Here is a 25,703-nt window from a genome sequence, read left to right as displayed (position 1 = left end):
TTACAAATCTATGTAACTTAGTCACAATACTTTTAAAGTACTTATTATTTATATAAATTAAATGTAAACAATATATTTATTTTTAATAATTTTACTATTTACAATACTATATATTACAGTCAATATATATTACTATACTATGTTTATAATAATACTATTTATTAAATAGGAGGACACTCTATAAATTTAAACATTAGAGAAGAAAAGAGTGGAGATTATAATATAATCTATTCTGTAATTGAAGAAGCTTTCAAAAGTGATGAATATTCTGATGAAGATGAATTCTTTGTCAAAACTATAGTCATATCAAGCTTCTTATTTTATTTTTTAATTACTATCTATATTTCTAGCACCTAAGAAACAATTCCTTAGGTGCTAATTTATTATTTTTTAAATTATTTAAAATTATATTCTGTAACAATACTCTTTCTATCCATAGTCTTATCATTAAAGTATTCATAAAAAGATAATCCTAAAAAGCTTCCTGTTATGTTGTAAACATTAGTAAATTCCAAGTTTTTAAGAGCTAAAGTTGCATTATAACTTCTTTGACCTGTTCTACAATGAAGATATACTGGTATATCTCTAGGAATTTCATTTATTCTTTCTCTAAGTTCACTTAATGGTATATTTTTCGCATTTTTTATATGACCATTTTCATATTCTCTTCTTTCCCTAACATCTATTATGTATGCATCATTTTCTACAAGTTCTCTAACTTTATCTATGTTAACTTGTTTAAAATCATTGCTTAATAAATTTGATCCAACATATCCTGCATAATTAACTACATCTTTCGCTGTTGAGAATGGTGGTGCATAACATAATTCTAAATCTTTTAAATCCTCGACTGTTCCACCAAATTTTATAGCAGTAGCAATTACATCAATTCTTTTAGTAACATCACCTTTTCCTATAGCTTGAGCTCCTAATATCTTCCCTGTTGGTACTTCATAAAGCATTTTAAAATGTATTGGTGAAGATTTTGGCATTATTCCAACTTTATCATTAAGTATTATATTTACTATATTATAATTTATATTCATATTAAGAGCGTTTATTAATGATTCATTTAATCCTGTTGATGCTCCATTATAATTAAATACCTTTATAGCTGATGATCCTATATATCCTTTGTTTAAGGTACTTTTATTATTTATGTTATCTGCTACACTTCTTGCTGCCTTTTGAGCTGGTCCTGCTAAAGATAGTTTAGTCATAGAATGAGTAAGTGAATTATAAACTTCAATAGCATCACCTACAGCATAAATATTATCATCATTTGTTTTATAATTCTTATCTACCTTTATTGCACCTGTTGCTCCAAGCTCTATTCCAGCTTCTTTAGCTAACATTACTTCTGGTGCAACACCTATTGCCATAACAACAGCACTTGCTTTTATTTTTTTACCTGATGATAAAACTACTGTGTTTTCTTCAAAGCTTTCAACCTTATCTCCTACTATTAAATTTATGCCATTATCATAAAGTTCTTTGTGAAGTATTTGCACCATATCATAATCAAAAGGTTTTAAAATTTGTTTAGTAGCTTCTATAAGTGATACATTAAAATTTGCTTTTCTTAGATTTTCAGCAGCTTCCACACCTACGTAACCACCACCAATTATGGCTACATCCTGACTATCTATTTCTTTTAAATATCTGTTTAATTTATCTATATCAACTACATTTCTTATTGTAAAAACATTAACTTTTTCAATTCCAGGTATATTAGGTACAATAGGATATGCCCCTGGAGATAAAATAAGTTTATCATAATATTCCTTATAAACTTCTCCACTTACTAAATCTTTCACATCTACAGTTTTGTTTTTTCTATCAATTGAAATAACTTCATTATTTACTTTTGCCTTAATATTGTATTGCGATATAAATTTTTCCGGACTCATTAAAACTAATCTATTTGGAGAATCTATTACTCCACTTAAATGATAAGGTAGTGCACAATTTGAAAAAGATACATGAGGTCCCTTTTCAAACATTATTATTTCATCTTCCTCACTGTTTCTTCTAAGTCTTGCAGCTGCTGATGCACCACCTGCAACTCCACCTACTATTAATATTTTTTTCTTCATAATCTCATCCTCCTAATTACTATATGTTATAACTTGATTTTTTAACTTTACTCTACAATATCAGCACTGTCTTAAAACATTAACTTATCTACCTCTTTTTTGAACCAACATAAGAGCCTATGCCTCCAGAAACGTTGATAACATCATATCCCTGTTTTCTAAGACTACTACATGTTCTTGTACTTCTTCCCCCTGATTGACACATTATGTAATATTCTTTATCTTTATTTAAATATTTATTAGGTTCATTTAAAAGCATACCCATTGGAATATTTTTAGCAGATTTTATGCTCCCATTTTTATATTCATAATCTTCTCTAATATCAATAAGTTCAACTTTTCCTATTAAAGCATCAATATCATTAACATTAATTACTTTTCCATTCTCTCTTTTTAAAAATCCAAACATATTCTTCCTCCTGTGTTTTGTATTAATCTTTTATAAAAAATTTAAATATCTATTTCTTATACAAACTCATCTCTAACTTGTTAATTTCATTATAATTAACAGATATATTTTCTACTGTGACTTTATCACTTAGCAATAATTAGAAAATAAGAAAAGTCTAGCAGGCGACTATATTCTCTTTTTATTTTTCAGGGTAAATTTCTTCATCTTTAGCCAAAATTATAATTTAAGTTATCTACAGATTTGAGATTTTTTATAATTTCTTAAATAATAAAAAACTCCTTTAGATATTTTGTGTATCTAAAGAAGTTTTTATTTAATATTTTAATATTAATCTTTTTTATGTGTCTTTTTACTATGTTTAATTCCAGAATTATTAGCTTTCTTCTCTTTTTCTTGTTGGCTTGCACAAGAACAATCATGTTTTTCGCTCATAATATTTATCGCTCCTAAAATAAATTTTTATTATAATTTTATACTACTATTTTGTTCAAGTTCTAAATATTTATTCTTTATTTTTAATTGTATTATTAAAAAAATCCTTTAGATATTTTATGTATCTAAAGGATTTTTTATTTAATATTATTTTAACTCATCATATATTATTTTAGAAAGTTTAGATATGTATTCATCACTAAAAGATGGTGTCATAATTACTATTACATATGGGTCATTTGCATATACAATTGCCACATCATTATTTGCTTCACTATGAATTCCTATTTTGTGTGCAACAGTAACTGGAAGATACTTTGGAATCTTAACATCATCCCAACTAGTATTCTTTAAACTCTCTAGAGCTAGTCCACCTTCTGAGTAAATTTCTTTCATTAATAATGCTAAGTCCTTAGATGAAAGATTATGTGTAAAGTTTATAATTTCTCTACCAAGTATTGATTTTATATAACTTCTGAAATTTTCATCACTTTGGTTAGAAACATAATATGCTAATAAATTAGCTCCTAAATTATCAGAATATGAGCAAGTGGTTTTAAGTAATGTTTCTATAGTGACATCTTCTCCTTCTCTAAGCTGATCTTGAAGTACTCCACTTCCACCTCTTTGATAGGCACCATTCATATTATTTACTGAATCATAATATTTAAAGCTAGTATTAAGATTTATACTTCCTTGATTCAATCTTTTTTGAGTATATAGTATAGCTGATAATTTAGCAGTACTAGCCGCAGGATATATGTTGTCACCATTTATTTCAAATATTTCTCCATTTTCTAGTCCTATACAATATACTCCAACGTTGCTTGTCCCTATATAATCTTTAGCCGCTTTTTCTGCCCTTATAAACTTTCCATTATGCCAAACTCCATTACTAGCAAAAACATCATTTCCAATAGTCGTATTATGCGCCATTTCTCCATTTTCATGAAGATAATACCACTTATCTTTATCCTTTATCCAGCCTATCGCCATTTCTCCGTTATCTTTAAGATAATACCATTTATCTTTATATGAAATCCAACCAGTTTGCATAATTCCATCATTATTATTAAAATAGTACCATTTGTCCGATAACTTTTTCCATTTTGTTGCTAGTTTTCCATCATCATTTAGATAATACAATTTGTTATTATAACTTAACCATCCTATTCTCATGTCTCCATTGGCATTAAAAAAATACTTATCTCCTAAATATTCCAACCAACCGATAGCCATTTTTCCATTGTCTTTAAAAAAATATTTATTATCATTTAAATCAACAAATCCTTCTTTATGTTTCTCTTTATTATAATTTGTTATACTAAAATTGTTTTCTTTTGTTTTTATTTCATCTGCATAAGCCACTGTTGAAAATCCACTTATTAAAGTAAAACATAAACATATGGAAATTATAGATTTTCTTTTCATCTTATTGTTCTCCTAAAATATATTTTATATTTGTTTTCTTGTAGTTTTTTAAGTATTATAGCATAATATTAAATAAAAATCACTTACAGTACAATCCAATCACTATCAGTCCCTTTGAATTAAAATCTTTGTTCTGCTTAATACACTTAAAATAAGGCATTGTAAAATAATATCACAATACCTTATTATCTTTATTTAATTGTTACTATATTTTCGCTATCTTTATAATGCTAGTATCACTTTTTAATATTTGCAATTGTTCTTAATGATTCTTTTAACTTTTTCTTTTCTTCATCAGAGAACTTTTCCAAGAAATCTCTATTTAATTCTTCTATAACTTGTTCTATTTCTTTTCTATGTTTTAATCCATCTTCAGTTACTATAACATTAAAAGTTCTACGATCATTCTTATTATGAACTCTTTCTATTAGTCCCTTATTTTCCATTCTATCTAATAGACCTGTTATAGTTGAACTGTCCAAACTCAATGCTTCTGCAATTTGCTTTGGTAATAAGTACTCTTCATCCCAAAGACATTTAAGTATTCCATACTGTACAGGTGTAACATCAAACTTAGCAAGTCTTGTTTTTAAACTTTGAAATACTACTTGTTGTGATCTTGTAAGTAAAAAATTTATACATTCATTCAACTCCATAATTATCCACGTCCCCACATTATTATCTTTTATTATTTTATTCTAAACAAAAGTTCACTGTCAATTAATACAATATTATAGATTATATGTATATAAATTGTTATATCATATCAATATAACAATTTAATATTTATAAAATTTATAGCCATAAAAAGCATTAAAGTAATTCTGAGTTTATATTTTTTTATCGTGGTACCTTTTTATATACATATCAAAAAATAAAATATACAATTGACAACTTTGGTTAAAACATTTGTAAATTTTATTTTAATTTCTATTTTAAAACAAAACTATAATTTTTCCTTAATTGTCAATTGTTTTATCTAGTATAATATTATCTAAATATGCTTCCACTTATAATTAGCTTTTGTATTTCATTTGTTCCTTCATATATTTGAGTTATCTTAGCATCTCTCATCATTCTTTCAACATTATACTCTTTCATATATCCATTTCCACCTAGCATTTGAACTGCTTCAACAGTTACTTTCATGGCAACATCAGTACAAGCTAGTTTAGCTTTAGCTGCTGAAACTGAATATGACCTTCCTTCTTCTTTGTCCATAGCTGCTTTATATAAAATGTATTTAGCTTTTTCAATTTCAAGTTCTAATTCTGCCATTTTAAAAGCTAAATATTGATTTTTCCATAAAGGCTTTCCAAATTGTTGTCTATCTTTTAGGTATTGTTTAGCTATATCAAATGCACCTTCTGCTATTCCAAGTCCTTGAGCTGCAACACCTATTCTGCCTCCATCAAGAGCCTTCATAGCAATTCCAAAACCTTTTCCTTCAGCACCAACTAAATTTTCTGATGGCACTTTACAATTTTCAAATATAAGCTCTGAAACCTGAGCTGATTTTATACCACATTTATCTTCTACTTTACCTATTGAAAATCCTTCAAATCCTTTTTCAACTATAAATGCTGATAATCCTTTTGGTCCTTTGCTTTTATCAGTTAATGCAAATACTAAAAATGTTTCTGATAATGGTCCATTAGTTATAAAACATTTGCTTCCATTTAATATATAATAATTTCCCTTTTTCTCTGCTATAGTTATACATCCACCAGCATCAGATCCTGCATTTGGTTCAGTTAATCCAAAAGATCCGAATTTCTTTCCTGAAAGTACATCAGGAAGATATTTTTTCTTTTGCTCTTCAGATGCAGCATTGATAATTCCGCCTGAGCAAAGTGAAGTAGTTACAGAATATGATATTCCAAATGAAGCATCAACTTTTGAAATTTCTTCTACTGCTAAAACATAAGATAAATAATCGCCACCAGCTCCACCATATTCTTTTGGATATGGAAGTCCTATAAGTCCTAAACTCCCCATCTTCTTATATGCTTCAATTGGGAACTCACTATTTTCATCATTTGCAAGTACTATTGGTTTAAGTTCATTTTCTGCAAACTGTCTTGCCATTTCTTTAATCATTTCTTGTTGTTTTGTTAAAGTAAAGTCCATTTTAACTCCTCCAATATATTTAATTTATTTTTTTAATCCCATTGGTTTATCATAAAATATTCTTTCATCCATAATTTTAGGTTTTCCGTTTATTTTAGGTTGGAAATCCATTAAATCTAATATATCTTTTTGTAAATCAATACCTGGTGCTATTTCTGTAAGATATAATCCATCATCTTTTAACTTAAATATAGCTCTTTCAGTTATATAAGTAACATCTTGATGAATTTTTCTTGCATACTCTCCACTAAAAGTTATTTGTTCAACTTTATTAATAAACTTCTTAGCTCGTCCTTCTTGTTTGATTGTTAGCTTTCCATTACCTACATCTACTTTTAATCCACCTGCTGTAAATGTTCCACAGAATAATACTTTCTTTGCATTTTGAGTTATATTGATAAAACCTCCGCATCCTGCTATACGAGTTCCAAACTTGCTTACATTTAAATTTCCTTCTTTATCAACTTGTGCAAGTCCTAAGAAAGCTATATCAACTCCACCTCCATCATAAAAATCAAATTGATAAGGTTGATCTATAATTGCTTGTGAATTTATACTTGCTCCAAAGGCTGTTCCCCCTTGAGGAATACCTCCTATTGGACCTGCCTCAACTGTTAATGTCATATATTCATTAATACCTTCTTCATTTGCAACTAATGATATTACTTCTGGAATACCTATTCCTAAGTTAACAATAGTATCCGATTTTAATTCCATTGCAGCTCTTCTTGCTATTACTTTTCTTTCATTAAGTTGTGCTTTCTCCACACTATTTAATGGCACTCTTATCTCACCAGTTACTGCTGCATTAAATTTGCATCCAAATGACTGTTCATGTTCTTCAGGTTTTGAAACAACTACCGCATCTACATATATTCCTGGAATTTTTACAAGACGAGGATCAATAGTTCCACTCTGAACTATCTTTTCAACTTGAACTATAACTATACCGCCACTATTTTTACAAGCTTGAGCTATTGATGTATCTTCTAGTGTTGCTATCTCTCTTTCTAAAGAAATATTGCCATCTGAATCTGCAAAAGATCCTCTTAAAAAACATACATTTATAGGAAAAGATTTATATAATAATTTTTCTTCACCTTCTATATTTATTATTTTTACAATATCTTCTTTTGTCCTTTCATTTAATTTTCCTCCACTAACTCTTGGATCTACAAATGTATTTAATCCAACATGAGTTATTGTTCCAACTCTTTTACCAGCAATATCTCTAAATAATTGAGAAATTGTTCCTTGTGGTAAGTTATACGCTTCTATTTCATTTTCAACTGCTAATTTTCCAAGTTTAGGTGCAAGATTCCAATGACCAGCAATTACTCTTTTAAGCATTCCTTCATGTGCATAGTGATCTGATCCTTTTCCTTTTCCATCACCTTGACCTGCTGCATGTACCAACGTTATATTTTTAGGATGCCCTGTTTCAAGAAATCTTTTTTCTAGTGATTTATTAAGTGTCTCAGGAGCACAACTTCCTACGAAACCACCTGTAGCTAAAACATCTTCATCATTAATTAGTTTTACTGCTTCATCTCCAGTCAAAACCTTTACTTTACTCATTTATATCAACCCCTAAAATTAATTAATATCCTAATATCCTTTAATTAATCTGTCAGTATAAGTACCTTTTTATTAACATCCTTTAAATGAAGATTTTCTTTTTTCTACAAAGGCTGTCATTCCTTCTGTTTGATCTTCTGTTGAAAAACATAATCCAAATAAATTTGCTTCAAAAGCATAAGCTGATTCAGTATCCATATTTAATCCATTATTTATAGATGATTTTGCTAAACTTACAGCATACATTCCTTTTTGCATTATCTTATTTGCTAATTCTCTTGCTTTATCCATTAGTTCTTCCTTTTCATATACTTTATTAACAAGACCTATTCTATAAGCTTCTTTTGCATCTATCATGTCAGTTGTAAAAATAAGTTCTTTAGCAATACCTTTACCAACTAATCTTGGAAGCCTTTGCGTTCCTGCAAATCCAGGTATTATCCCTAAACTTACTTCTGGTTGTCCAAATTTCGCATTTGAAGATGCTAGCCTTATATCACAAGCCATTGATAATTCGCATCCGCCACCCAAAGCGTAACCATTTACTGCTGCTATAACAACTTGTGGCATATTTTCAATATTAGAGAATACTTTTTGAGCAAGCATTGCCATTTCTCTTCCTTCAATAGCGGTCTTATTTTTCATTTCAGTTATATCTGCTCCAGCAACAAAAGATTTTTCTCCAGCTCCTGTTACAATTACAGTATAAATATCTTTTCTCCCTGCTATCTCATTTATTACTTGTCCTAATTCTTGTAATGTTGTTGTATTTAATGCATTAAGTGCCTTTGGTCTATTTATTATTACCTCTGCCATACCATTTTTCTCATTAAAAATAACATTTTTCATTCTCGTTTCCTCCCTAAATTTTAATTCTATAATTTACTAAACATTTGCCTCAATATTTTTAAATTAATTTTACATCCATCTTATCTGTATTTATTTTCCATATTTAAATAATAATTCTAATTATTTAGTTTGTCAACAAGTAATTTGTATATAAACTATTTCTAGTTTGTTTTGCTATTGGGTTACCATAATTTTTCTGAAGTAAATAAACATAAAAATTAGTTATAAAAATCAAGTTACTCAATAGATTTCTAATGAACTATCTTTAATGATGATTTAGTTATTACACTGCACACTTTTACTAAAGATAACATATGAATACTTGCCTATATTCAAGTAATTAATAAAATGTACATAAAAATAAGATGAACATCAACATGTCCATCTTATTTATCTATCTTTTTAATTTTAAATATTAACTGAACATTATATAAAAAAACTTTATAGTTTATCAGCTAAATCTCCAAGCAAAACAGCTGTATTATTTAATTTATCAATTAATGATGTAATTTCTATTATTTCTTCTGATTGCTTATTTGATACACCATCTACATTTCCAACTTTATTATTGATTTTCTCTATTGCACCTGAAATATTTTTTATAACAGACTCTATCTTATCTATTGATTCCTTAGATGAATGTGATAATTTTCTAATTTCTTGTGCAACAACATTAAAGCCTTTACCATGTTCCCCTGCTCTTGCAGCTTCAATTGAAGCATTTAGTCCTAAAAGGTTAGTTTGTGATGAAACACCTTTTATAAAATCCACTATTTCATCAGTATTATAAGCCATTTTATTAGCATTATTAGTTTCTTTCAATATTTCATTATTCATATTAGTTAAATTTTCAATATTAGAAGAAATATTATTTATACCTTCTGATAACTTAGACACAGTTGCTATTAACTCACTTGTAATATCCATTACAGCATTCTTTTTAGAAAGACTTTTTCCAATAGCTATTGATCCAACAACAGTATTATTATCTTTTATTGGAATTATATATGATTTAAAAGCTACTCCCATAAAATCTTCTGGAATAACTTTTACTTCTATTTTACCTCTATTCATCGCTTCTTTTACAAATTTTCCAGCTTCTGAACCTTCTCGTATTTTACAATCTATTTCTTTGCTTCCTTGATAGTATAATACCTTTTCTCTGTCAGTTACCATTATTTCTATATCACTATCAAAAAAAGTATCGATATAAGGAATAACATTACAAACACTATTTAATGCATCATTTCCAAAGTCATTTTTCAACATATAATTCTCCTCTGCTCAATATGTAAATTTATCTATCATAATATTTTAACATATAAAACCTAAAAAGTTCCTTTACTACTTAGTTAAAATTAATTATACTTAATAATCGTTATAAATTATTTAAACTAAAGTTATAAATATTAACTTATTTTCTATACTATATTTAAAAGGTATTTTTATTATTTTTTCCAAGGTAGGTATTACAAATAAGCTCTTCATACTGATATTTATTAGCTATTATATCATGCATATAAGTTTTTTTTATAATAGATTATTATTGACTACATTAATTTTTTATATAACGTCAAAGCGACTTGAATTTCCAAGTCTCTTCAATAATCTATATATTATTTAGTTATATAAAATTATTATATTAGTCCTTCCATGGATGTATCTTTAAGCAACTTTTTAATTATTTTAAATATTCCTTTTTGAATTCTAAATATCCATTTTTTCTCAACTTACAAGATGGACATTCTCCACAACCATTACCTATTATTCCATTATAACAAGTTAAAGTTTCTTCTTTAACAATATTAAGTACACCTAAATCATTAGCCATTTTCCAAGTTTCTACTTTATTAATCCACATTAATGGTGTAAGAATTTCAAACTGATAATCCATAGCCAAGTTCAATGTAACATTTAAAGATTTTATAAATACATCTCTGCAATCTGGGTATCCACTAAAATCACTTTGAGATACTCCTGTTATAATAGTGTTTATTCCTCTTTGCTTTGCAAATACTGCAACAAAGGTTAAAAATAACATATTTCTTCCATCTACAAATGAATTAGGAACACCATCCTTAGGTGCATCTTTATCAACATTTATATCTTGTCTAGTTAATGAATTCGGTGCTAATTGATTTAATAAGTTTAAATCTAAAATATGGTGCTCTACATCGTATTTTTTGCATATATCTCTTGCACACTCTAATTCTAACTTATGTTTTTGGTTATAATCAAAAGAAACTGCTGTAACTTCTTTAAATCTCTTTTTTGCCCAAAATAAACAAGTTGTGCTATCTTGACCACCACTAAATACTACTATTGCTTTTTCTTTATTCATTTATAGTACACCATCCTTTAATATGTATATATATCCTTATTGCCTATAAAGCATCATTAATTTATTATTTAATACTGGATCAGTATTAAATCTTCCTCTTAAAGTAGTTGATATTGTTTTAGTACCTGGTTTTTGTATTCCTCTAGTAGTCATACAGCCATGTTCTCCTTTTATAATAACTGCTACATGTTCTGATTCAGTTACTTTTTGTAATATTTCAACTATATCTATTCCTATTCTTTCTTGAAGTTGCAATCTACGTCCTACCATATCAGCTATTCTAGCTATTTTGCTTAACCCAATAACTTTTTTATTAGGTATATATGCTATTGCAACTTTCATGTTATACATAAGTGCTAAATGATGTTCACAATAACTGAATATTTCTATGTCTTTCATAAAAACTATGTCATTATTATTTTCTTTTATCAATAAATCGTCCTCAAAAGTTGTATTAAACATACTTGCAATTTGATCATTACTGTAACACATTCCTTGAAAGATTTCTTCATACATTTTCGCTACACGTTTAGGCGTATCCTTTAATCCTTCTCTATCTGGATTATCTCCTAAAGCTATTAAAATTCCTCTTGTATGTTCTTCAATTGCTTTTATATCAATTTCCATTTTATACACCTCTCTTGCTTGGTTCCCATATAACCTTATGAAGTTGCATTTGTAAATTAATTTTATTCATGTTGTTTTCTTTCATAAATTCTACTATATCATTCATATTAATTTTTCCGAATACAGGGCTAATATATACATTGGTTTTATCTACAAGGTTATAAGTATCTATTATATATTTAGCTTTTTGTAAATCTTCAATACTACCTGACACAAATTTCACTGTATCCTTGTCAGTTAAATATTTAAAATTCTCCAATTCCATTTTATCTTCCATATCACTTAAAGGAAGTTTATAATCCATCGTAAAACTTGGTGGATTTTCCATAGTTGAAAACTGGTTTATAAATACACTACCGTTAGTTTCTATTTCAATATGAAGTTCATTATCTTTCGATAATAATTCTAATAATTCTATTATTCCTTCTTGAAGAAGAGGTTCACCTCCAGTTAAAGTTATATTTCTAACTTTTGTTGATTTAATATATTCATATATATCATCAGAAGACATTAAGTTATAAGAAACATTTTTTTCATTTGCCCAAGTTGTATCACAATAGCTACAATTTAAATTACACCCTGCAAATCTTATAAATACTGCTAATTGTCCACAAAGTCGACCTTCTCCATTAATGCTAACAAACTTTTCAACTACTTTAAAATTCACTTTAACATCCCTCACTTTCTCCATATACAGCACTATTAGTAGGAGTTTCGTACACCGTAGCTCTCTTTACGTTATATCCTTTATCTTTCATTATTTTAAAGAAAAATGCTGCAAAATTTTCAGCTGTTGGTCTAAAATTAACTTCTATTACTTTAAAATTATCTTGTTTTATACACTTTAAAGTTTCTTCTCTCATAGTTTTTTCTTCTATAATAAGCGCATGATCATAATAATCTACCATTTCTTTAACATCTTTTTTTAAATCTCCAAAATCTATAACCATGCCATCAAGTTGACCACCTTTTATTAAGGTTTCTGATTGTATTTCAATTTCCACCTTCCATCTATGTCCATGAATGTTCCCACATTTCCCTTCATATTTAGCAAGAAAATGGGCACTATCAAAACTATGTTCTGCTTTTAAAATATACATAATTATTTCCTCCAAAAGTCTTTTTTTAACCTATTGAATATTTTTTTCAACGCTATGCTTTAAGTTAATGTTGATATTGTAGTATAAGGGCGAACTGGCATTGAAATTTGCTTTTTAGAACTCTCAATGAAGATTAGTCCAATTAATTACTTGTCACAATCTGTGATTGGGAGCATGCATTAATTGGACGAAGCTTTATTCTAGAGTTCTTAAAGTAAATTTCTCTGTCCATAAGCTTTATACTTCAATATCAACACATTTTTCAACATAGCACCTTAGTCCCATAATAGCAACATCCAATTGCCCCATTAAACTGTGGTTCTTTTACTTCTACTATTTCTTCATAATCATTTTTTAAATACTTCTTTATTGAAGTATTGGTTGCAACACCACCAGTTATAATTAGTTTTTTTCCTCTAAATTTACTTAAAAGAGGACGTAACCTTTTATAAAGAGAATAATTAACTCCTGCACATAATCTTTCTATGCTTACTCCTTCAGCTATCTTCCCAATTAACTCTGATTCAGAAAATACTGCACAAGTTGAATTTAAATCAACAGGGTTTTCTGAGTATTTACTCATTTCATCAATAGATATTTCAAGTACATTAGCCATATTTTCTAAGTATCTTCCACAAGAAGCAGCACATTTTTCATTAAGTTCTAAATCCCCAATAATGCCTTTCTCTACTTTAATTACTTTAACATCCTGACCACCTATATCTAAAAGTATAAAATCTTTTAATTCTGTTTGATAAATTGCTCCATAAATATGAGCTTTTAACTCATTTATAGGAGTGAAAAGTTTTAAATCCGTATTATTTTTTCCATAGCCTGTTGAAACAGCTTTATCAATTTGCCCTATATTAAGTTTTTCTAAATCCACTATTACCTTACCATCAAAACTGCAATAATCTCTATAAAAGCTCATTGTACTTACTTTTTTATTTTTTATTATCTTATTATCCTCCATTAAGACAATTTTAACTTCTCTACTTCCAAGATCTATTCCTAATACTCTCATTTTTTAATCTCCTTTAAATCCAATAGCATATCAAGAAAAGCTTCTAATCTAAGTTTTGTTCTTGCATCTAATGTATTTAATTTATCTCCTTCAATATTCAATATTGGAATATCTAATTGCTTTTTTAATACTATATCCTCAACTGCTCTATGACAAAAAGCTTGAGTGTAATGAATTATTCCATCTAATTTTCTATCCTTGATTTGCTTTTTTAATTCCTTAATTCTAAATTTAATATTATAAGGATAAGTGTAATCATAATATTGCTCAAATATACTTAATGCTTTGTCCGCTCTAGGAAAAGCAAATTCTCTTTGCACTTCATTATATACAAAATGAGCATTTAACTTTTCAGCAAATTCATATATATCACCAGTCATAGGAGGGACACCTATATAGCCTAATCTTAGTTTTTTATTTAGAGGTTCTCTTTTCTTTATATCTTCAACAACATTTTTTAAATCTCTTTCAAAAATATTTAAGTCTCCGTTAAAATCACTTAAACTTACTTGATATAAATGGTTTTCAAATCCACTAGCTTTATTATGTACATGTGTTAATTCATCAATCTCTTTTGATAATCTTCTAATTTCATTTAGCCTTTTTCTAACCTTTTCAACTTCTTCAAGAGTCACGTTAAAGATAGTCATAAACTTTCTTATTTCATTTTCTATATCTTCTTTTTTATGACTATGTGGAAATGAAAATGGATAAACTTTAATTCCTTTCAATTGAAGCACATCAATAAGAACTTTAGTATTAGAACAATCTCCTTCCATAGCTCCAACTATCTCTTTAATGTCATTTTCTATACATGCACCATAAATTCCCTTTATCCAGGCACATAAACTTTTAGGGAATCCATCTCTTTCAGCTATATCTATGTATTTTGAATAATCAGTAGAAGTTATAAAAAGGTTATTTAAGTCTACAGGTGTGTATCCTGCTGCAATAAGTACCTCTACTGGAACTGTTGTTGTTAAGCCTATTTTTTTCATAATCAAGACCTCCTTACATATTGGTAAAGGGCAGAAACTATATATTAATAACTAATTTTTTGCAAATAAAAAAGGGCAAAAACCGCCCTTAAACAAAAAAACTACCTATACGGGTAGTTACGCCCTAGTTTTGTTTATAGACAGGATGGTCACACGAACTGTCTCTATTAATATTTAATACGTATAAAGTTTACTATATGCTCTTTAGTAAGTCAAATTTATTTTATTTTAGACATCTATATTGGCACTTATCGGTGGAATGTTTTCAACAATTGGAATTGTAGGTATTTGTAGTTCGAGTGCATAATCTAAAGATTATTATATTTATCTTTATCTAAAATAACCAATGCTTTTGTTAATTCTTCAATATGCTCTTTTTCCTCTTTTATTATTTCTTTTATAAGCTCTATTGCTTTTTCATTTTCTAAATTTTCAATAAAGTATTCATATAATATGATAGCCTCTAGTTCACCTTTTATAGCATCTCTTATATAAGAAAGTAAATTATGTTTACTTCCTTTACCAATATATTCTTTATATTTTTCCTTTGATGATATATCTAACTGTTCATCAACTTTAGCCTTTAATTCAGCTTGTTCTTTATCTACACTTCTTAATGCTTGTAGAAATAATCCATAATGCTTTTTTTCTTCTTCCATTATATGATGGAATATATCATTTACTTCCTTGTTATCAGTTAAACTTATAAAGGAACTATAATCATTTATTGCAACTAGTTCAGCTATCATTCCTTCTCTAAAAAAGGTTTCAATATTCTTTAAAATCCCTTGTGGTTGTCTATTTGTAGTATAACTCATAAATTTCTCCTTTATTTAATTCCTTATAATCATTTTATTAAAGCAAATATTTATTGTTACAATTATTAGTGACAATTTAAAATTAGGCTATGTTTTAACAGAGCATTGATATATGCATAAGCAAAGTTACATATATTAACACATATTTAAAACATAGCCTTAAATTAATATTTTTTTATTTCTTTCTTAATTAAGATTACTCTTCATCTATAGCTCTTATAACTCTACACGGATTTCCTACAGCTACAGCATTATCTGGAATATCTTTTGTAACAACACTTCCTGAACCAATCACTGCATTCTTTCCTATTTTAACACCTGGATTTATAGTTGTTCCTCCACCAATCCAAGCGCCATCTCCTATTTCAACTGTATGAGCATATTCAAATCCTGCAATCCTTTGTGAAGGTGACAAAGGATGTCCAGCAGTAAAAATATTTACATTAGGACCTATAAGTACATTTTTTCCTATTGTTACTTTAGCACAATCTAATATTGTACAATTATAATTTACATAAGAATTTTCACCCCAATGAATATTGTATCCATAATCACATCTAAAAGGCGGTTCTATATAAAAATTTTCACCTGCATAGCCAAATAGCTTTGTAATTAGTTCATTTCTTTTTTCTACTTCGCTTGGATGTAATGAGTTAAATTCAAAAATTACCTCTTTAGCATATTGTCTTTCAGAAAATAGCTCTTCTCCAAAAGATAAATATAAGTCTCCATTCAACATCTTTTCTTTTTCAGTCATAATTACGTCTCCTTTAAATATATACTATAATTTAATCAGCAAATTTGCTTTATCTACTTTAATATTTTGAAAAATATCTTTATAATGATATTATATTTAATGTAAATAATATATACTTGCAATAAATTGATAATAAATAACACAAAACTGACATTAATGGTGATAAAATGATAAAAGATAATTGTAGAGAAAAAAGAGAACATGGTAGTTTTTTACTACCGCTAGGCATATATAATGTTTCCTTAGGTAATATTGAAAAATCAATAACAGCACATTGGCATAATGAACTAGAATTAATTTTAGTTTTATCTGGGCAATTTAATTTAAAAATCAATGCAGATTCTTATACTTGTAAAGAAGGCGATATAATTCTAATAAATAGCGGATTTCTTCATTATTTTAGCACTGAAGAAAATCATTCTAGCAAATGGAATTCTATTGTTTTCAATATGGAGCAATTAAATAGCAATATTATTGATAATTGTTCCGTTAACTTTATAACTCCTATAATAAATAATGAATTTGAACTTCCAGTAATTATTAATAAAGATTCTCTTATTAATACAGAATTAAAAGATATAATATTAAATATTATTGATACTTATAATTCAAAATATTATGGTTTTGAACTAGAAATCAAATCATTGATTTTTAGATATTTTTCTCTTCTATTTAAATTTAATTTGATAGGAAAGAAAACAAATAATACATGTTTAAATAAAGAAAAAATTGAAAAAATTAAAATTGTACTCAAATACATACAAGAAAATTATAATAAAGAAATAGATATTAATACACTTTCTTCTATATGCCATTACAATCAGTATCACTTTATGAGATTTTTCAAAAAGTACACTGGTAAAACCTGTATTCAATTTATAAAAAATTATAGATTAGAAAAAGCTGCAAATTTAATTTCAAATACTGACTTATCTATAACTGAAATATCATTAGAAGTTGGTTTTAGTAATATCTCTTATTTTATAAGAAGTTTTAAAGAAAAGTATAATGCAACCCCTAAAGAATTCAAAATAGGCTTTAAACAATAAAAAAATAGTAGCTAATTTATAAATTAGCTACTATTACATATATTTTTATATTTGTCTACCATAAGGGGATTTATACTATTATATAGACTCTTTTTTACCTGAATTCATATTTAATAAATAAATTTAACTCATTAGAAAATCTAATATATTCCATCCACTCTTTGTATTAGCCCTGTACAATTCTGTATAGCCACATTGAGAACAAGAAATTGTAATAAACTTCTTATTTTGAATATCAAATATTTTAGCAAAATTCCCACCAGTTGCTTGAAATTGATCACTTTCGTATCTATTACATCCACATTTTGAACAAACATATTGACGTTTTTCCATAAAATCCTCCTTCACTTCATGTGTGAATTATTATGCTATTACATTAACACAAACACATTATATAGTTCCTTAAGTCATCCTTAATTTTATCTTATAAATTCAAGCACTTCATTTAAGTATTTTATAATTTAATAATTCTTTTTATTAAAATCAATTGCCAAATATAATAAATATTTACATTGTAAAAGTCTATTCAATATAGTAATAGTAACATATCATAAAAATTTTACCAAGTAATTTCATATAAGAAAATCTCTAAATATGCTAAAAGCACTTGGAATTATACTCTTTGATAAAAACATTAATATATGATAAAATTAATTTAAACCTTACTTTAAGGATATTCCTGAGAGGAAAGGTAAAAATTTAAAAATGTTCTGAAATAACATGAGGGTTCTACCCAAATGAGAAGGCAAATATATAATTAAGTATGTATCTCTATGCCTTTTTGCATAGAGTTTTTTTATTTTTCTGCCAAATTTATTTTATATACATTTAAAATGGTAGATTAATACAAATTCAAAGTTCAATAATATTATGAATTTTGTTATTTACTTAATATTTAAGAAGGGATGAATGTTTATGGATACAAGAATTGCTTTAATAGGCATAATGGTTCACGATACAACTGTAACTGAAAAAGTAAATACTATCTTGCATGATTATAGTAAATATATAATTGGAAGAATGGGACTTCCTTATAAGGAAAAAAATCTTGCCATTATAAGTATTGTAGTTGATGCTAGTAATGATATTATAAGTTCATTGTCAGGTAAATTAGGTATGCTTAAAGGCATAAATGTAAAGACTATGTATTCAAAAACAAATTAATCCCTATTAACTTTAATGTTGTCAGAACAGCTTTACTAAAATTAATATGGAAAGAAGATGTTTGACATGTATAATGTAAAATCAAATGTAGCAACTGAGTTTATTAATAACGAAGAGATTTTAGAAACTCTTAAGTTTGCAGAAGAAAATAAGAGAAATAAAATTTTAATTAATGAAATTTTAGAAAAGGCAAAGGAATGTAAAGGCCTTTCTCATAGAGAAGCTGCCGTACTACTTGAATGTGATCTAGATGAAAAAATAGAAAAAATACATGATTTAGCTAAAGAAATAAAACAAAAATTTTATGGAAATAGAATTGTTATGTTTGCACCTCTTTATTTATCAAATTATTGTGTAAATGGATGTACTTATTGTCCATACCATCATCAAAATAAGCATATAAGTAGAAAGAAATTAACTCAAGAAGAAATTAAGAGAGAAGTAATTGCTCTTCAAGATATGGGACATAAAAGACTTGCTTTAGAAACTGGAGAAGATCCTATTAATAATCCAATAGAATATGTTCTTGAAAGTATAAAAACTATTTACAGTATAAAACATAAAAATGGAGCTATAAGAAGAGCAAATGTTAATATAGCAGCTACAACAGTTGAAAACTATAGAAAACTTAAAGAAGCTGGAATCGGAACATATATTTTATTCCAAGAAACTTATAACAAAGAAGCTTATGAAAAACTTCACCCAACTGGTCCAAAGCATGATTATGCTTATCATACAGAAGCTATGGATAGAGCTATGGATGGTGGAATTGATGATGTTGGATGTGGTGTTTTATTTGGATTAAATCTTTATAGATATGACTTTGTTGGTTTATTAATGCACGCTGAACATTTAGAAGCTGCTAAAGGAGTTGGCCCTCATACTATAAGTGTTCCTAGAATAAGACCAGCTGATGATATAAATCCTGAAGATTTTACAAATGCAATTTCAGATGAATTATTAGAAAAAATAGTGGCTATTTTACGAATTACAGTACCATATACAGGAATTATTATTTCTACAAGAGAATCTCAAGAAGCAAGAGAAAAACTTTTAAAAGTTGGTGTTTCACAATTAAGTGGTGGTTCTTGTACAAGTGTTGGTGGATACGTTGAAAAAGAAAAAGAAGAAGATAATTCTGCTCAATTCGATGTAAATGACAATAGAACATTAGATGAAATAGTTAACTGGTTATTAGAAATGGGACACATTCCAAGTTTCTGTACTGCTTGTTATAGAGAAGGAAGAACTGGAGATAGATTTATGAGTCTTGTTAAATCTGGTCAAATAGCAAACTGTTGTGGGCCAAATGCTTTAATGACATTAAAAGAATATTTAGAAGACTATGCATCTGAAAAAACTAAAATCAATGGTGAAAAAGTAATAGCAAAAGAAATTACTAGAATTCCAAGTGATAAAGTTAAAAATGTGGTAATTAAACATTTAGAAGAATTGAATGAAGGTAAACGTGACTTTAGATTCTAATATAACTAAAATATGTCCTTATAAAACTAAAAAAATCACCCCATATTTAACTACGGGGTGATTTTTTATCATTGCTAATTAAAAATATACTTATATCTTATTCTAAAATTTATTTTCTTCATATAACTTGATAATTATCTTTTCTTAACTTTTGGGAAGTATTTTGTATGAAGTAATTCATGGGCCTTATGACTTAGTGGATGATCTAAATATTTTTCATAAAGAGCAAGTACTTCAGGATTTTCATTTGATCTTCTAAGTACTTTAGCTCTGTCTATATCATTTAATCCTTCTGCCCTTTTTTCTAAAACTTGTTGTTTATTTTTTCTTATTTTAGGTTGACCACCGCCACCTACACATCCACCTACACAAGCCATAATTTCAATTGCATGAAAGAATTCTTCACCTGATCTTATTTTATCTAACATCTTTGCAGCTTCTTTAAGTCCATGTGCAACTCCTATTCTAAGCTTAAGATCACCAACTTCAAGTTCACAAATTCTAAATCCATCCCATCCTCTAAGACCTTCAAATTCTATATTATCAATTCTTTTTCCTGTCATATTTTCAATTGCTGTTCTAGTAGCAGCTTCTATAACTCCACCAGTTCTACCAAAAATAATTCCGGCACCAGTATATTCTCCCATAACAGCATCTATCTCTTCATCTTCAATCTCTTTTAAATCTATTCCTGATTCTTTAAATATTTTTATAAGTTCCTTTGTAGTAATTACATAGTCAACATCATAATTCATGTCTACTGAAAATTCTACTCTTGATGCTTCATATATTTTAGCAACACATGGCATAATTGCAACTGAAGTTACTTCTTCTCTTGAAAGTCCTTTTTCCTTTGCCCATATCTCTTTTGCTATTGTGGCAAACATTTGCATTGGTGATTTTGCTGAAGAAGGAACTTCTAGCATATCTGCGTAGTTATTTTCTATAAACTTAATCCATGAAGGACAGCATGAAGTAAGAATTGGAAGCTTAACATTTTCATCTCCTGCTAAATATTTTTCAAGTCTTTCTTGAAGTTCTGCTGCTTCTTCCATTATAGTTAAATCAGCTCCCCAAGTAGTATCAAAAACATAATCTACTCCTAGCTTTCTAAGTCCTGCTGCTAGCTTCTTTTCTACATTTTCTCCTGGCTCAAATCCAAAGGCTTCCCCTATCGCAACTCTTATAGCTGGTGCCATTTGAGTAATTACCACTTTATTAGGTGTAGCTAAATCTCTAAGAAACTTAATTATATTATTTCCTGCTGTTATAGCATCCACAGGACATGCTGATATACATGCTCCACAATGAGTACATCTATTATAATCTATATTGTGCTGACTTTTAAATTCTCCATCAATACAATCAACAGGACACGCTCTTTTGCAATTTCCACATCCAATACATTTTTTCGTAATTGTTAATTTTATAAGATGATTACATTGCGCTGTGTAACATTTCTTTTCTTCTATATGTTCTTCTATTTCTTCATAAAAATTTTCAACTATTTCTTCCATTAAATTATGCTTTTGATGCATCTTATCTTTCACATCGGCTGCAAGACTTCTTAAAATATAGATATCTCGCATATCAGATACACCTTTACTTATTCTATCTAAAACCTTAAGCATTTTAGTTATTTCTTTTTTGACTATTTCATAATTTTTATAAGTACCATCTTTAATTTTGGTTAATAAATACTCTATATAGAATTTTCCGTATTGTATTATACAATCTTCTTCTGACAAGATAATAATAGCTCTACTAATATTTTCATAAAATAGTCCAAAATCAAATTCTTTATCTAAACTGCCTTCATTTAGAAAACCACCAAAAGGAATTCCTATTTGAGCAGCTTTAAAACTACTATTATTTACAACACCTCCGCAAAGTTCTAGTATTTCTCTAAGTGTTGCCCCTTCTGGAACTTCTATTATTCCCGGATTATTTATTTTTCCACAAATTGCTATACTTCTTTTTTCATTTCCTGTTATTTCTTTTAATTCATCTTCACTAAAAGTTGAAAATATTGAACCCAATAAACTTTGTATATATGTAGTATTTTTGCATGACATAATATCCACCCCTTAAGTCTAAAATCATATTAAGTAACTTTAAATATTTTATTAAAATGTATTTTATGTAAAAATAATTAATCTTTAGTTATATTATACCTCAACTATTCTACATTCACTAGATTTTATTCAGTAAAAACTTCCTTCTTTTACAAATGGATTATTAAACATTGGCTTTTAAGCTTATTATAAAATGAATCGTCACATATTGGTAGTAATGTTAAAAATTTCTGGTATGATGACCTCAAATTCTACGGAACTATTTATTATGTTTCTAATTCAAATCTTTGATATTTTATATATTTATCTGGTGTATAAATTTAAGGCATTAAATTAAAATTTATAGAAAAAAAATTCTTGAATAATTCTATAATTTCAACTTAAACTAATCTATATAAGTTAGGCACATGAAAGGAACGTTGATAATATGTTTGTAGATAGAAAAGATGCCGGAAAAAAGCTTTCTATAAAACTTAAGAAATTTAAAGATGAAAATCCTATTGTTCTTGCTATCCCAAGAGGTGGAATAGTCACAGCTTATGAAACTATTAAAGAATTTGGATTCGAGTGGGATTTAATTATTCCAAGAAAAATCGGTTCACCACATAATAAAGAAATTGCCATTGGTGCTATATCTTTAGATAAAACTTATATTTTTAATGAAAAATATATAGATATGTTAAATATATCTCAAGAGTATATAAAAAAAGAAGTATTTAAACAAACAGAGGAAATTAAAAGAAGATTAACTAAATATAAAGGGAATGAGAATTTTCCTAATGTAAAAAATAAAACAGTAATAATTATTGATGATGGAATTGCAACTGGTTTTACGATACAAGCTGCTATAAAATCAATAAAAAAACATGATGCAAAAAAAATTATCTTAGCCGTACCAGTAGCACCACAGTATACGATTTCTCTATTAGAGAAAATTGTAGATGAGGTTATATGTCCATTTATACCTAATCAATTTTATTCTGTCGGTTCATATTATAAAAATTTTGAACAAACTACTGATGAGGAAATCTTTAATATAGTACGTGAATTAAGGTAAAAAGGTTACTTAGACAAAATTTAAATTATCTAAGTTAATCTTTTTATCTTATATATCAAAATGCATAATATCTGAAAATAAATTCCAATAAAAATAGAAGTGAGCTGTTACTCACCATATTTTCTACTATATTTGACCTGTACTCTATAATACTACTGTCTCCAAATCCAAGAATTCAAATAAGTTAATCATTCTTCTAATCTTTTGTAAGCTTCCCTATTTGAAACATGTGACATATGTTTACATCTTTCCTTTACATTTTTAAGCTACAAAATTTACCCGTTAGTCTCCACTTCTATGAAGAATCATTTCTATACTTTTATTCTATCCTAATCTAATAGTATCTTAAACATTCATAACTAAATGTAAATAAATTTAATAGTATAAAATTTACTTTAAGTCAAATAATAACTATATATTATTAAGATTGGGAGGTATAAAAAAATTGAATGAAGGATTAGTAGTTTTTGTGCGCTCTATTATTGGATTTTTTTCCCTACTTATTTTTGCTAAAATATTAGGTAAACAACAAATAAGTCAATTAAGTTTTTTTGATTATGTACTTGGAATAACAATTGGATCCATTGCTGCAAGTCTTACAACAGACTTATCTAGTAGAGCTTGGCCTCATTTTATAGGTCTTTTTGTTTGGGCTCTGCTAGGATATGTAATGCAATATATTACATTAAAATGGAGGTATGCTTCAAAATATATAGATGGAGAACCTACAATTATAATCATGAATGGTAAAATAATGGATAGTGCATTGCGCAAAATGAAGTACAAAGTCTCTGATATCATGGGACTATTAAGAATTAAAGATGTCTTTGATTTGTCACAAGTAGATTTTGCAATTATTGAACCAAATGGCCAATTATCCGTACTTAAAAAACCACAATATGAACCTCTAACGCCTAAAGATATGAATATTACTAAAGCACCAACAGGCATAAGTACAGAACTTATTTATGATGGAATCCTTATAGATCAAAATTTAAAACAACTTAATAAAACTGAAAAATGGCTTATGGATCAATTAAAAATGTACCAAGTCAAGGATGTTTCGGAGGTATTTCTTGCAACGCTGACTCCTTCTGGTTCCTTGTATATAGATAAATATGATGATCACACTGTAAAAATAACTGATGTTGGTGATTATAAAGGACCATATTAAGGAGGAAAGCTATTATGAGAAAATTTTTAGTCATAACTATACCTATAGCATCATTAATTCTTTTTGTAGTAATTATGCTTAGTGGTAATATTTTAAAGAAACCATTAGGAAAAAATGATAATATTCCTGAGTCAATACAATTGATTATTCAAGATGTAGAATCAGATAATTGGGAAGGAGCTAGTGATAAAACAGAAAACTTATCAAAAACTTGGAAAAAAATAGTTAAAAGAATTCAATTTAGTTCAGAAAGAGATGAAATAAATTCTTTTGAAGCAAGTATAGCACGCCTTGATGGTGCTATAATGGCAAAAGATAAATCTGCTTCACTTATGCAATTGAAAGAAGCTTATGAGCATTGGGATGGATTAGGTAAATAAACATTAGATTTAAATTCTTCATTATTAGTTTTTATTATGTCCTTATACCATATATAAACTATCCAACTTATAACTTTTTCTTTATAACCACCTATATTTTTACAAGTGATTCACATAAGTCAGAATCACTTGCAAAAATGTAGGTGGTTTTATATTATATATTGTTCTGCATTATCTAAATGTGTTATAAAAATCATAGTTATAATATGCTTTTTAACTACGATTTTTATATTTAAAGTTTATTTATGTAATTAATTCATAGTTTATAATTTCAGAAGAACTAAAATTTATATTAATATACTCCCATATCTATAAAATATAAATTTAACTAGATATGAGAGTATATCAATTATTAATTAACTATTTATTATATTGAGGTTCTTCTTGTTTTACAAAATCAAGTCTTGATTGAATGGTTTGTTCTACATTTTCCATTGTATTTGCAAGTTGATTAAACATTTGTTTTGCTTCTTGATTATCTGTATCTAAAGAAAATGTCTTCATATCAGCACCTAATCCTTTAGCACTAGCTAATGCTGTTTCAAGTTTTGTTCCTGTTGGCATAAAAATTCCTCCTTTATATTTTTTATTGCAATTATATTTTGTTCATAATCAATTTAAATATTCAATTTATTCATAATGAAATATATTCCTTTTAAATCTAGTTTATATTTGATGAATTGTCAAGTTAAGTGCGACACCTCGTGTAAGAATGCTTGAATTGGT

25 protein-coding genes are annotated in these 25,703 nt (G+C 27.4%); 6 read left to right on the top strand and 19 right to left on the bottom strand.

The features are described from left to right. Window positions 1–395: 395 nt before the first annotated feature. The 16 genes from RYM86_RS11050 to RYM86_RS10975 form a co-directional block, all read right to left on the bottom strand. Complete coding sequence (locus tag RYM86_RS11050; RefSeq protein ID WP_315080483.1) at window positions 396–2,096, bottom strand: FAD-dependent oxidoreductase; 1,701 nt, start codon at window positions 2,094–2,096, stop codon at window positions 396–398. An 88-nt stretch (window positions 2,097–2,184) separates the two neighbouring features. After that, window positions 2,185–2,505, bottom strand: coding sequence for a rhodanese-like domain-containing protein (locus tag RYM86_RS11045; RefSeq protein WP_315080481.1), 321 nt, complete (start codon window positions 2,503–2,505; stop codon window positions 2,185–2,187). A 582-nt stretch (window positions 2,506–3,087) separates the two neighbouring features. After that, entirely contained in the window at window positions 3,088–4,371 is a 1,284-nt protein-coding gene (locus RYM86_RS11040; protein ID WP_315080478.1) for a serine hydrolase, read from the bottom strand. A 236-nt stretch (window positions 4,372–4,607) separates the two neighbouring features. Next, window positions 4,608–5,030 carry a MarR family transcriptional regulator gene (locus RYM86_RS11035; protein ID WP_315080527.1) on the bottom strand — a complete coding sequence of 141 codons (423 nt, stop codon included), beginning with the start codon at window positions 5,028–5,030 and terminating at the stop codon, window positions 4,608–4,610. Between the two features lie 331 nt (window positions 5,031–5,361). Next, a complete protein-coding gene (locus tag RYM86_RS11030) occupies window positions 5,362–6,501 on the bottom strand; it encodes an acyl-CoA dehydrogenase family protein (protein ID WP_315080476.1) in 1,140 nt (379 codons plus the stop codon). A gap of 24 nt (window positions 6,502–6,525) precedes the next feature. Beyond that, window positions 6,526–8,079: an acyl CoA:acetate/3-ketoacid CoA transferase gene (locus RYM86_RS11025; RefSeq protein WP_315080475.1), complete on the bottom strand. Its 1,554-nt coding sequence runs from the start codon at window positions 8,077–8,079 to the stop codon at window positions 6,526–6,528. A 72-nt stretch (window positions 8,080–8,151) separates the two neighbouring features. Continuing rightward, window positions 8,152–8,928 (bottom strand): short-chain-enoyl-CoA hydratase, encoded by a 777-nt coding sequence (locus tag RYM86_RS11020; protein ID WP_315080474.1) that lies wholly within the window; start codon window positions 8,926–8,928, stop codon window positions 8,152–8,154. A 441-nt stretch (window positions 8,929–9,369) separates the two neighbouring features. Continuing rightward, on the bottom strand, window positions 9,370–10,197 hold the full coding sequence (locus tag RYM86_RS11015) for a methyl-accepting chemotaxis protein (protein ID WP_315080473.1): 828 nt from the start codon (window positions 10,195–10,197) through the stop codon (window positions 9,370–9,372). A 412-nt stretch (window positions 10,198–10,609) separates the two neighbouring features. After that, window positions 10,610–11,269: a 7-cyano-7-deazaguanine synthase QueC gene (queC, locus tag RYM86_RS11010; RefSeq protein WP_315080472.1), complete on the bottom strand. Its 660-nt coding sequence runs from the start codon at window positions 11,267–11,269 to the stop codon at window positions 10,610–10,612. Window positions 11,270–11,305: 36 nt separating this feature from the next. Then, on the bottom strand, window positions 11,306–11,896 hold the full coding sequence (folE, locus tag RYM86_RS11005) for a GTP cyclohydrolase I FolE (protein ID WP_315080471.1): 591 nt from the start codon (window positions 11,894–11,896) through the stop codon (window positions 11,306–11,308). A 1-nt stretch (window position 11,897) separates the two neighbouring features. Beyond that, a complete protein-coding gene (gene queE / locus RYM86_RS11000; protein ID WP_315080526.1) occupies window positions 11,898–12,563 on the bottom strand; it encodes a putative 7-carboxy-7-deazaguanine synthase QueE in 666 nt (221 codons plus the stop codon). Between the two features lies 1 nt (window position 12,564). Then, window positions 12,565–12,996 (bottom strand): 6-carboxytetrahydropterin synthase QueD, encoded by a 432-nt coding sequence (gene queD, locus RYM86_RS10995; protein WP_315080470.1) that lies wholly within the window; start codon window positions 12,994–12,996, stop codon window positions 12,565–12,567. A 262-nt stretch (window positions 12,997–13,258) separates the two neighbouring features. Further along, the gene (locus tag RYM86_RS10990; RefSeq protein ID WP_315080469.1) at window positions 13,259–14,020 is read right to left on the bottom strand and encodes an acyl-CoA dehydratase activase; all 762 of its coding nucleotides are present in this window, start codon (window positions 14,018–14,020) and stop codon (window positions 13,259–13,261) included. Then, a complete protein-coding gene (locus RYM86_RS10985) occupies window positions 14,017–15,018 on the bottom strand; it encodes a 2-hydroxyacyl-CoA dehydratase (protein ID WP_315080468.1) in 1,002 nt (333 codons plus the stop codon). Before RYM86_RS10985 ends, RYM86_RS10990 begins: the two co-directional genes overlap by 4 nt. 308 nt (window positions 15,019–15,326) lie before the next feature. After that, window positions 15,327–15,836: a ferritin family protein gene (locus RYM86_RS10980; RefSeq protein WP_315080466.1), complete on the bottom strand. Its 510-nt coding sequence runs from the start codon at window positions 15,834–15,836 to the stop codon at window positions 15,327–15,329. Window positions 15,837–16,032: 196 nt separating this feature from the next. Further along, complete coding sequence (locus tag RYM86_RS10975; protein ID WP_315080465.1) at window positions 16,033–16,593, bottom strand: sugar O-acetyltransferase; 561 nt, start codon at window positions 16,591–16,593, stop codon at window positions 16,033–16,035. A 167-nt stretch (window positions 16,594–16,760) separates the two neighbouring features. Here RYM86_RS10975 and RYM86_RS10970 point away from each other — a divergent pair, with 167 nt between their 5' ends. Beyond that, entirely contained in the window at window positions 16,761–17,642 is an 882-nt protein-coding gene (locus RYM86_RS10970; RefSeq protein WP_315080463.1) for an AraC family transcriptional regulator, read from the top strand. Between the two features lie 123 nt (window positions 17,643–17,765). On the opposite strand, the gene RYM86_RS10965 is transcribed toward RYM86_RS10970, so the two are convergent. Next, entirely contained in the window at window positions 17,766–17,975 is a 210-nt protein-coding gene (locus RYM86_RS10965; protein ID WP_315080461.1) for a zinc ribbon domain-containing protein, read from the bottom strand. Between the two features lie 582 nt (window positions 17,976–18,557). Between RYM86_RS10965 and RYM86_RS10960 the strand changes: the two genes are divergently transcribed. Next, window positions 18,558–18,806, top strand: a complete 249-nt coding sequence (locus RYM86_RS10960; RefSeq protein ID WP_315080460.1) for a TM1266 family iron-only hydrogenase system putative regulator — start codon at window positions 18,558–18,560, stop codon at window positions 18,804–18,806. Between the two features lie 66 nt (window positions 18,807–18,872). Then, window positions 18,873–20,291, top strand: a complete 1,419-nt coding sequence (gene hydG, locus RYM86_RS10955; protein ID WP_315080459.1) for a [FeFe] hydrogenase H-cluster radical SAM maturase HydG — start codon at window positions 18,873–18,875, stop codon at window positions 20,289–20,291. Window positions 20,292–20,425: 134 nt separating this feature from the next. Here hydG and RYM86_RS10950 read toward each other — a convergent pair whose 3' ends face one another. Next, on the bottom strand, window positions 20,426–22,366 hold the full coding sequence (locus tag RYM86_RS10950) for a [FeFe] hydrogenase, group A (protein WP_315080458.1): 1,941 nt from the start codon (window positions 22,364–22,366) through the stop codon (window positions 20,426–20,428). 427 nt (window positions 22,367–22,793) lie between these two features. Here RYM86_RS10950 and RYM86_RS10945 point away from each other — a divergent pair, with 427 nt between their 5' ends. The 3 genes from RYM86_RS10945 to RYM86_RS10935 all read left to right on the top strand — a co-directional run bounded on the left by RYM86_RS10945 (window position 22,794) and on the right by RYM86_RS10935 (window position 24,977). Next, window positions 22,794–23,423 carry a phosphoribosyltransferase family protein gene (locus RYM86_RS10945; RefSeq protein ID WP_315080457.1) on the top strand — a complete coding sequence of 210 codons (630 nt, stop codon included), beginning with the start codon at window positions 22,794–22,796 and terminating at the stop codon, window positions 23,421–23,423. Between the two features lie 445 nt (window positions 23,424–23,868). Continuing rightward, window positions 23,869–24,597 (top strand): DUF421 domain-containing protein, encoded by a 729-nt coding sequence (locus RYM86_RS10940; RefSeq protein WP_315080456.1) that lies wholly within the window; start codon window positions 23,869–23,871, stop codon window positions 24,595–24,597. Between the two features lie 14 nt (window positions 24,598–24,611). Further along, on the top strand, window positions 24,612–24,977 hold the full coding sequence (locus RYM86_RS10935) for a DUF4363 family protein (protein WP_315080453.1): 366 nt from the start codon (window positions 24,612–24,614) through the stop codon (window positions 24,975–24,977). A 360-nt stretch (window positions 24,978–25,337) separates the two neighbouring features. Here RYM86_RS10935 and RYM86_RS10930 read toward each other — a convergent pair whose 3' ends face one another. Continuing rightward, window positions 25,338–25,541: a DUF1657 domain-containing protein gene (locus RYM86_RS10930; protein WP_252214356.1), complete on the bottom strand. Its 204-nt coding sequence runs from the start codon at window positions 25,539–25,541 to the stop codon at window positions 25,338–25,340. Window positions 25,542–25,703: the final 162 nt, after the last annotated feature.

Origin of the sequence: uncultured Clostridium sp., from assembly GCF_963527835.1 — a bacterium.
Taxonomy (GTDB): Bacteria; Bacillota; Clostridia; order Clostridiales; family Clostridiaceae; genus Clostridium.
Note: the sequence above shows the minus strand (reverse complement) of the source record. Positions and strands in the feature narration are given on the sequence as shown.

Bases quoted from the DNA above. Each gene is read 5' to 3' on its own strand.
- RYM86_RS10975 (WP_315080465.1), bottom strand. From the start codon at position 16,593: ATGACTGAAAAAGAAAAGATGTTGAATGGAGACTTATATTTATCTTTT.
- RYM86_RS11045 (WP_315080481.1), bottom strand. From the start codon at position 2,505: ATGTTTGGATTTTTAAAAAGAGAGAATGGAAAAGTAATTAATGTTAAT.
- RYM86_RS10980 (WP_315080466.1), bottom strand. From the start codon at position 15,836: ATGAGTTATACTACAAATAGACAACCACAAGGGATTTTAAAGAATATT.
- RYM86_RS11030 (WP_315080476.1), bottom strand. From the start codon at position 6,501: ATGGACTTTACTTTAACAAAACAACAAGAAATGATTAAAGAAATGGCA.
- RYM86_RS10990 (WP_315080469.1), bottom strand. From the start codon at position 14,020: ATGAGAGTATTAGGAATAGATCTTGGAAGTAGAGAAGTTAAAATTGTC.
- RYM86_RS11025 (WP_315080475.1), bottom strand. From the start codon at position 8,079: ATGAGTAAAGTAAAGGTTTTGACTGGAGATGAAGCAGTAAAACTAATT.
- queD (WP_315080470.1), bottom strand. From the start codon at position 12,996: ATGTATATTTTAAAAGCAGAACATAGTTTTGATAGTGCCCATTTTCTT.
- RYM86_RS10930 (WP_252214356.1), bottom strand. From the start codon at position 25,541: ATGCCAACAGGAACAAAACTTGAAACAGCATTAGCTAGTGCTAAAGGA.
- queC (WP_315080472.1), bottom strand. From the start codon at position 11,269: ATGAATAAAGAAAAAGCAATAGTAGTATTTAGTGGTGGTCAAGATAGC.
- RYM86_RS10960 (WP_315080460.1), top strand. From the start codon at position 18,558: ATGGATACAAGAATTGCTTTAATAGGCATAATGGTTCACGATACAACT.
- RYM86_RS10950 (WP_315080458.1), bottom strand. From the start codon at position 22,366: ATGTCATGCAAAAATACTACATATATACAAAGTTTATTGGGTTCAATA.
- folE (WP_315080471.1), bottom strand. From the start codon at position 11,896: ATGGAAATTGATATAAAAGCAATTGAAGAACATACAAGAGGAATTTTA.
- hydG (WP_315080459.1), top strand. From the start codon at position 18,873: ATGTATAATGTAAAATCAAATGTAGCAACTGAGTTTATTAATAACGAA.
- RYM86_RS10985 (WP_315080468.1), bottom strand. From the start codon at position 15,018: ATGAAAAAAATAGGCTTAACAACAACAGTTCCAGTAGAGGTACTTATT.
- RYM86_RS11020 (WP_315080474.1), bottom strand. From the start codon at position 8,928: ATGAAAAATGTTATTTTTAATGAGAAAAATGGTATGGCAGAGGTAATA.
- RYM86_RS11050 (WP_315080483.1), bottom strand. From the start codon at position 2,096: ATGAAGAAAAAAATATTAATAGTAGGTGGAGTTGCAGGTGGTGCATCA.
- RYM86_RS10935 (WP_315080453.1), top strand. From the start codon at position 24,612: ATGAGAAAATTTTTAGTCATAACTATACCTATAGCATCATTAATTCTT.
- RYM86_RS11040 (WP_315080478.1), bottom strand. From the start codon at position 4,371: ATGAAAAGAAAATCTATAATTTCCATATGTTTATGTTTTACTTTAATA.
- RYM86_RS11015 (WP_315080473.1), bottom strand. From the start codon at position 10,197: ATGTTGAAAAATGACTTTGGAAATGATGCATTAAATAGTGTTTGTAAT.
- RYM86_RS10945 (WP_315080457.1), top strand. From the start codon at position 22,794: ATGTTTGTAGATAGAAAAGATGCCGGAAAAAAGCTTTCTATAAAACTT.
- RYM86_RS10970 (WP_315080463.1), top strand. From the start codon at position 16,761: ATGATAAAAGATAATTGTAGAGAAAAAAGAGAACATGGTAGTTTTTTA.
- RYM86_RS10965 (WP_315080461.1), bottom strand. From the start codon at position 17,975: ATGGAAAAACGTCAATATGTTTGTTCAAAATGTGGATGTAATAGATAC.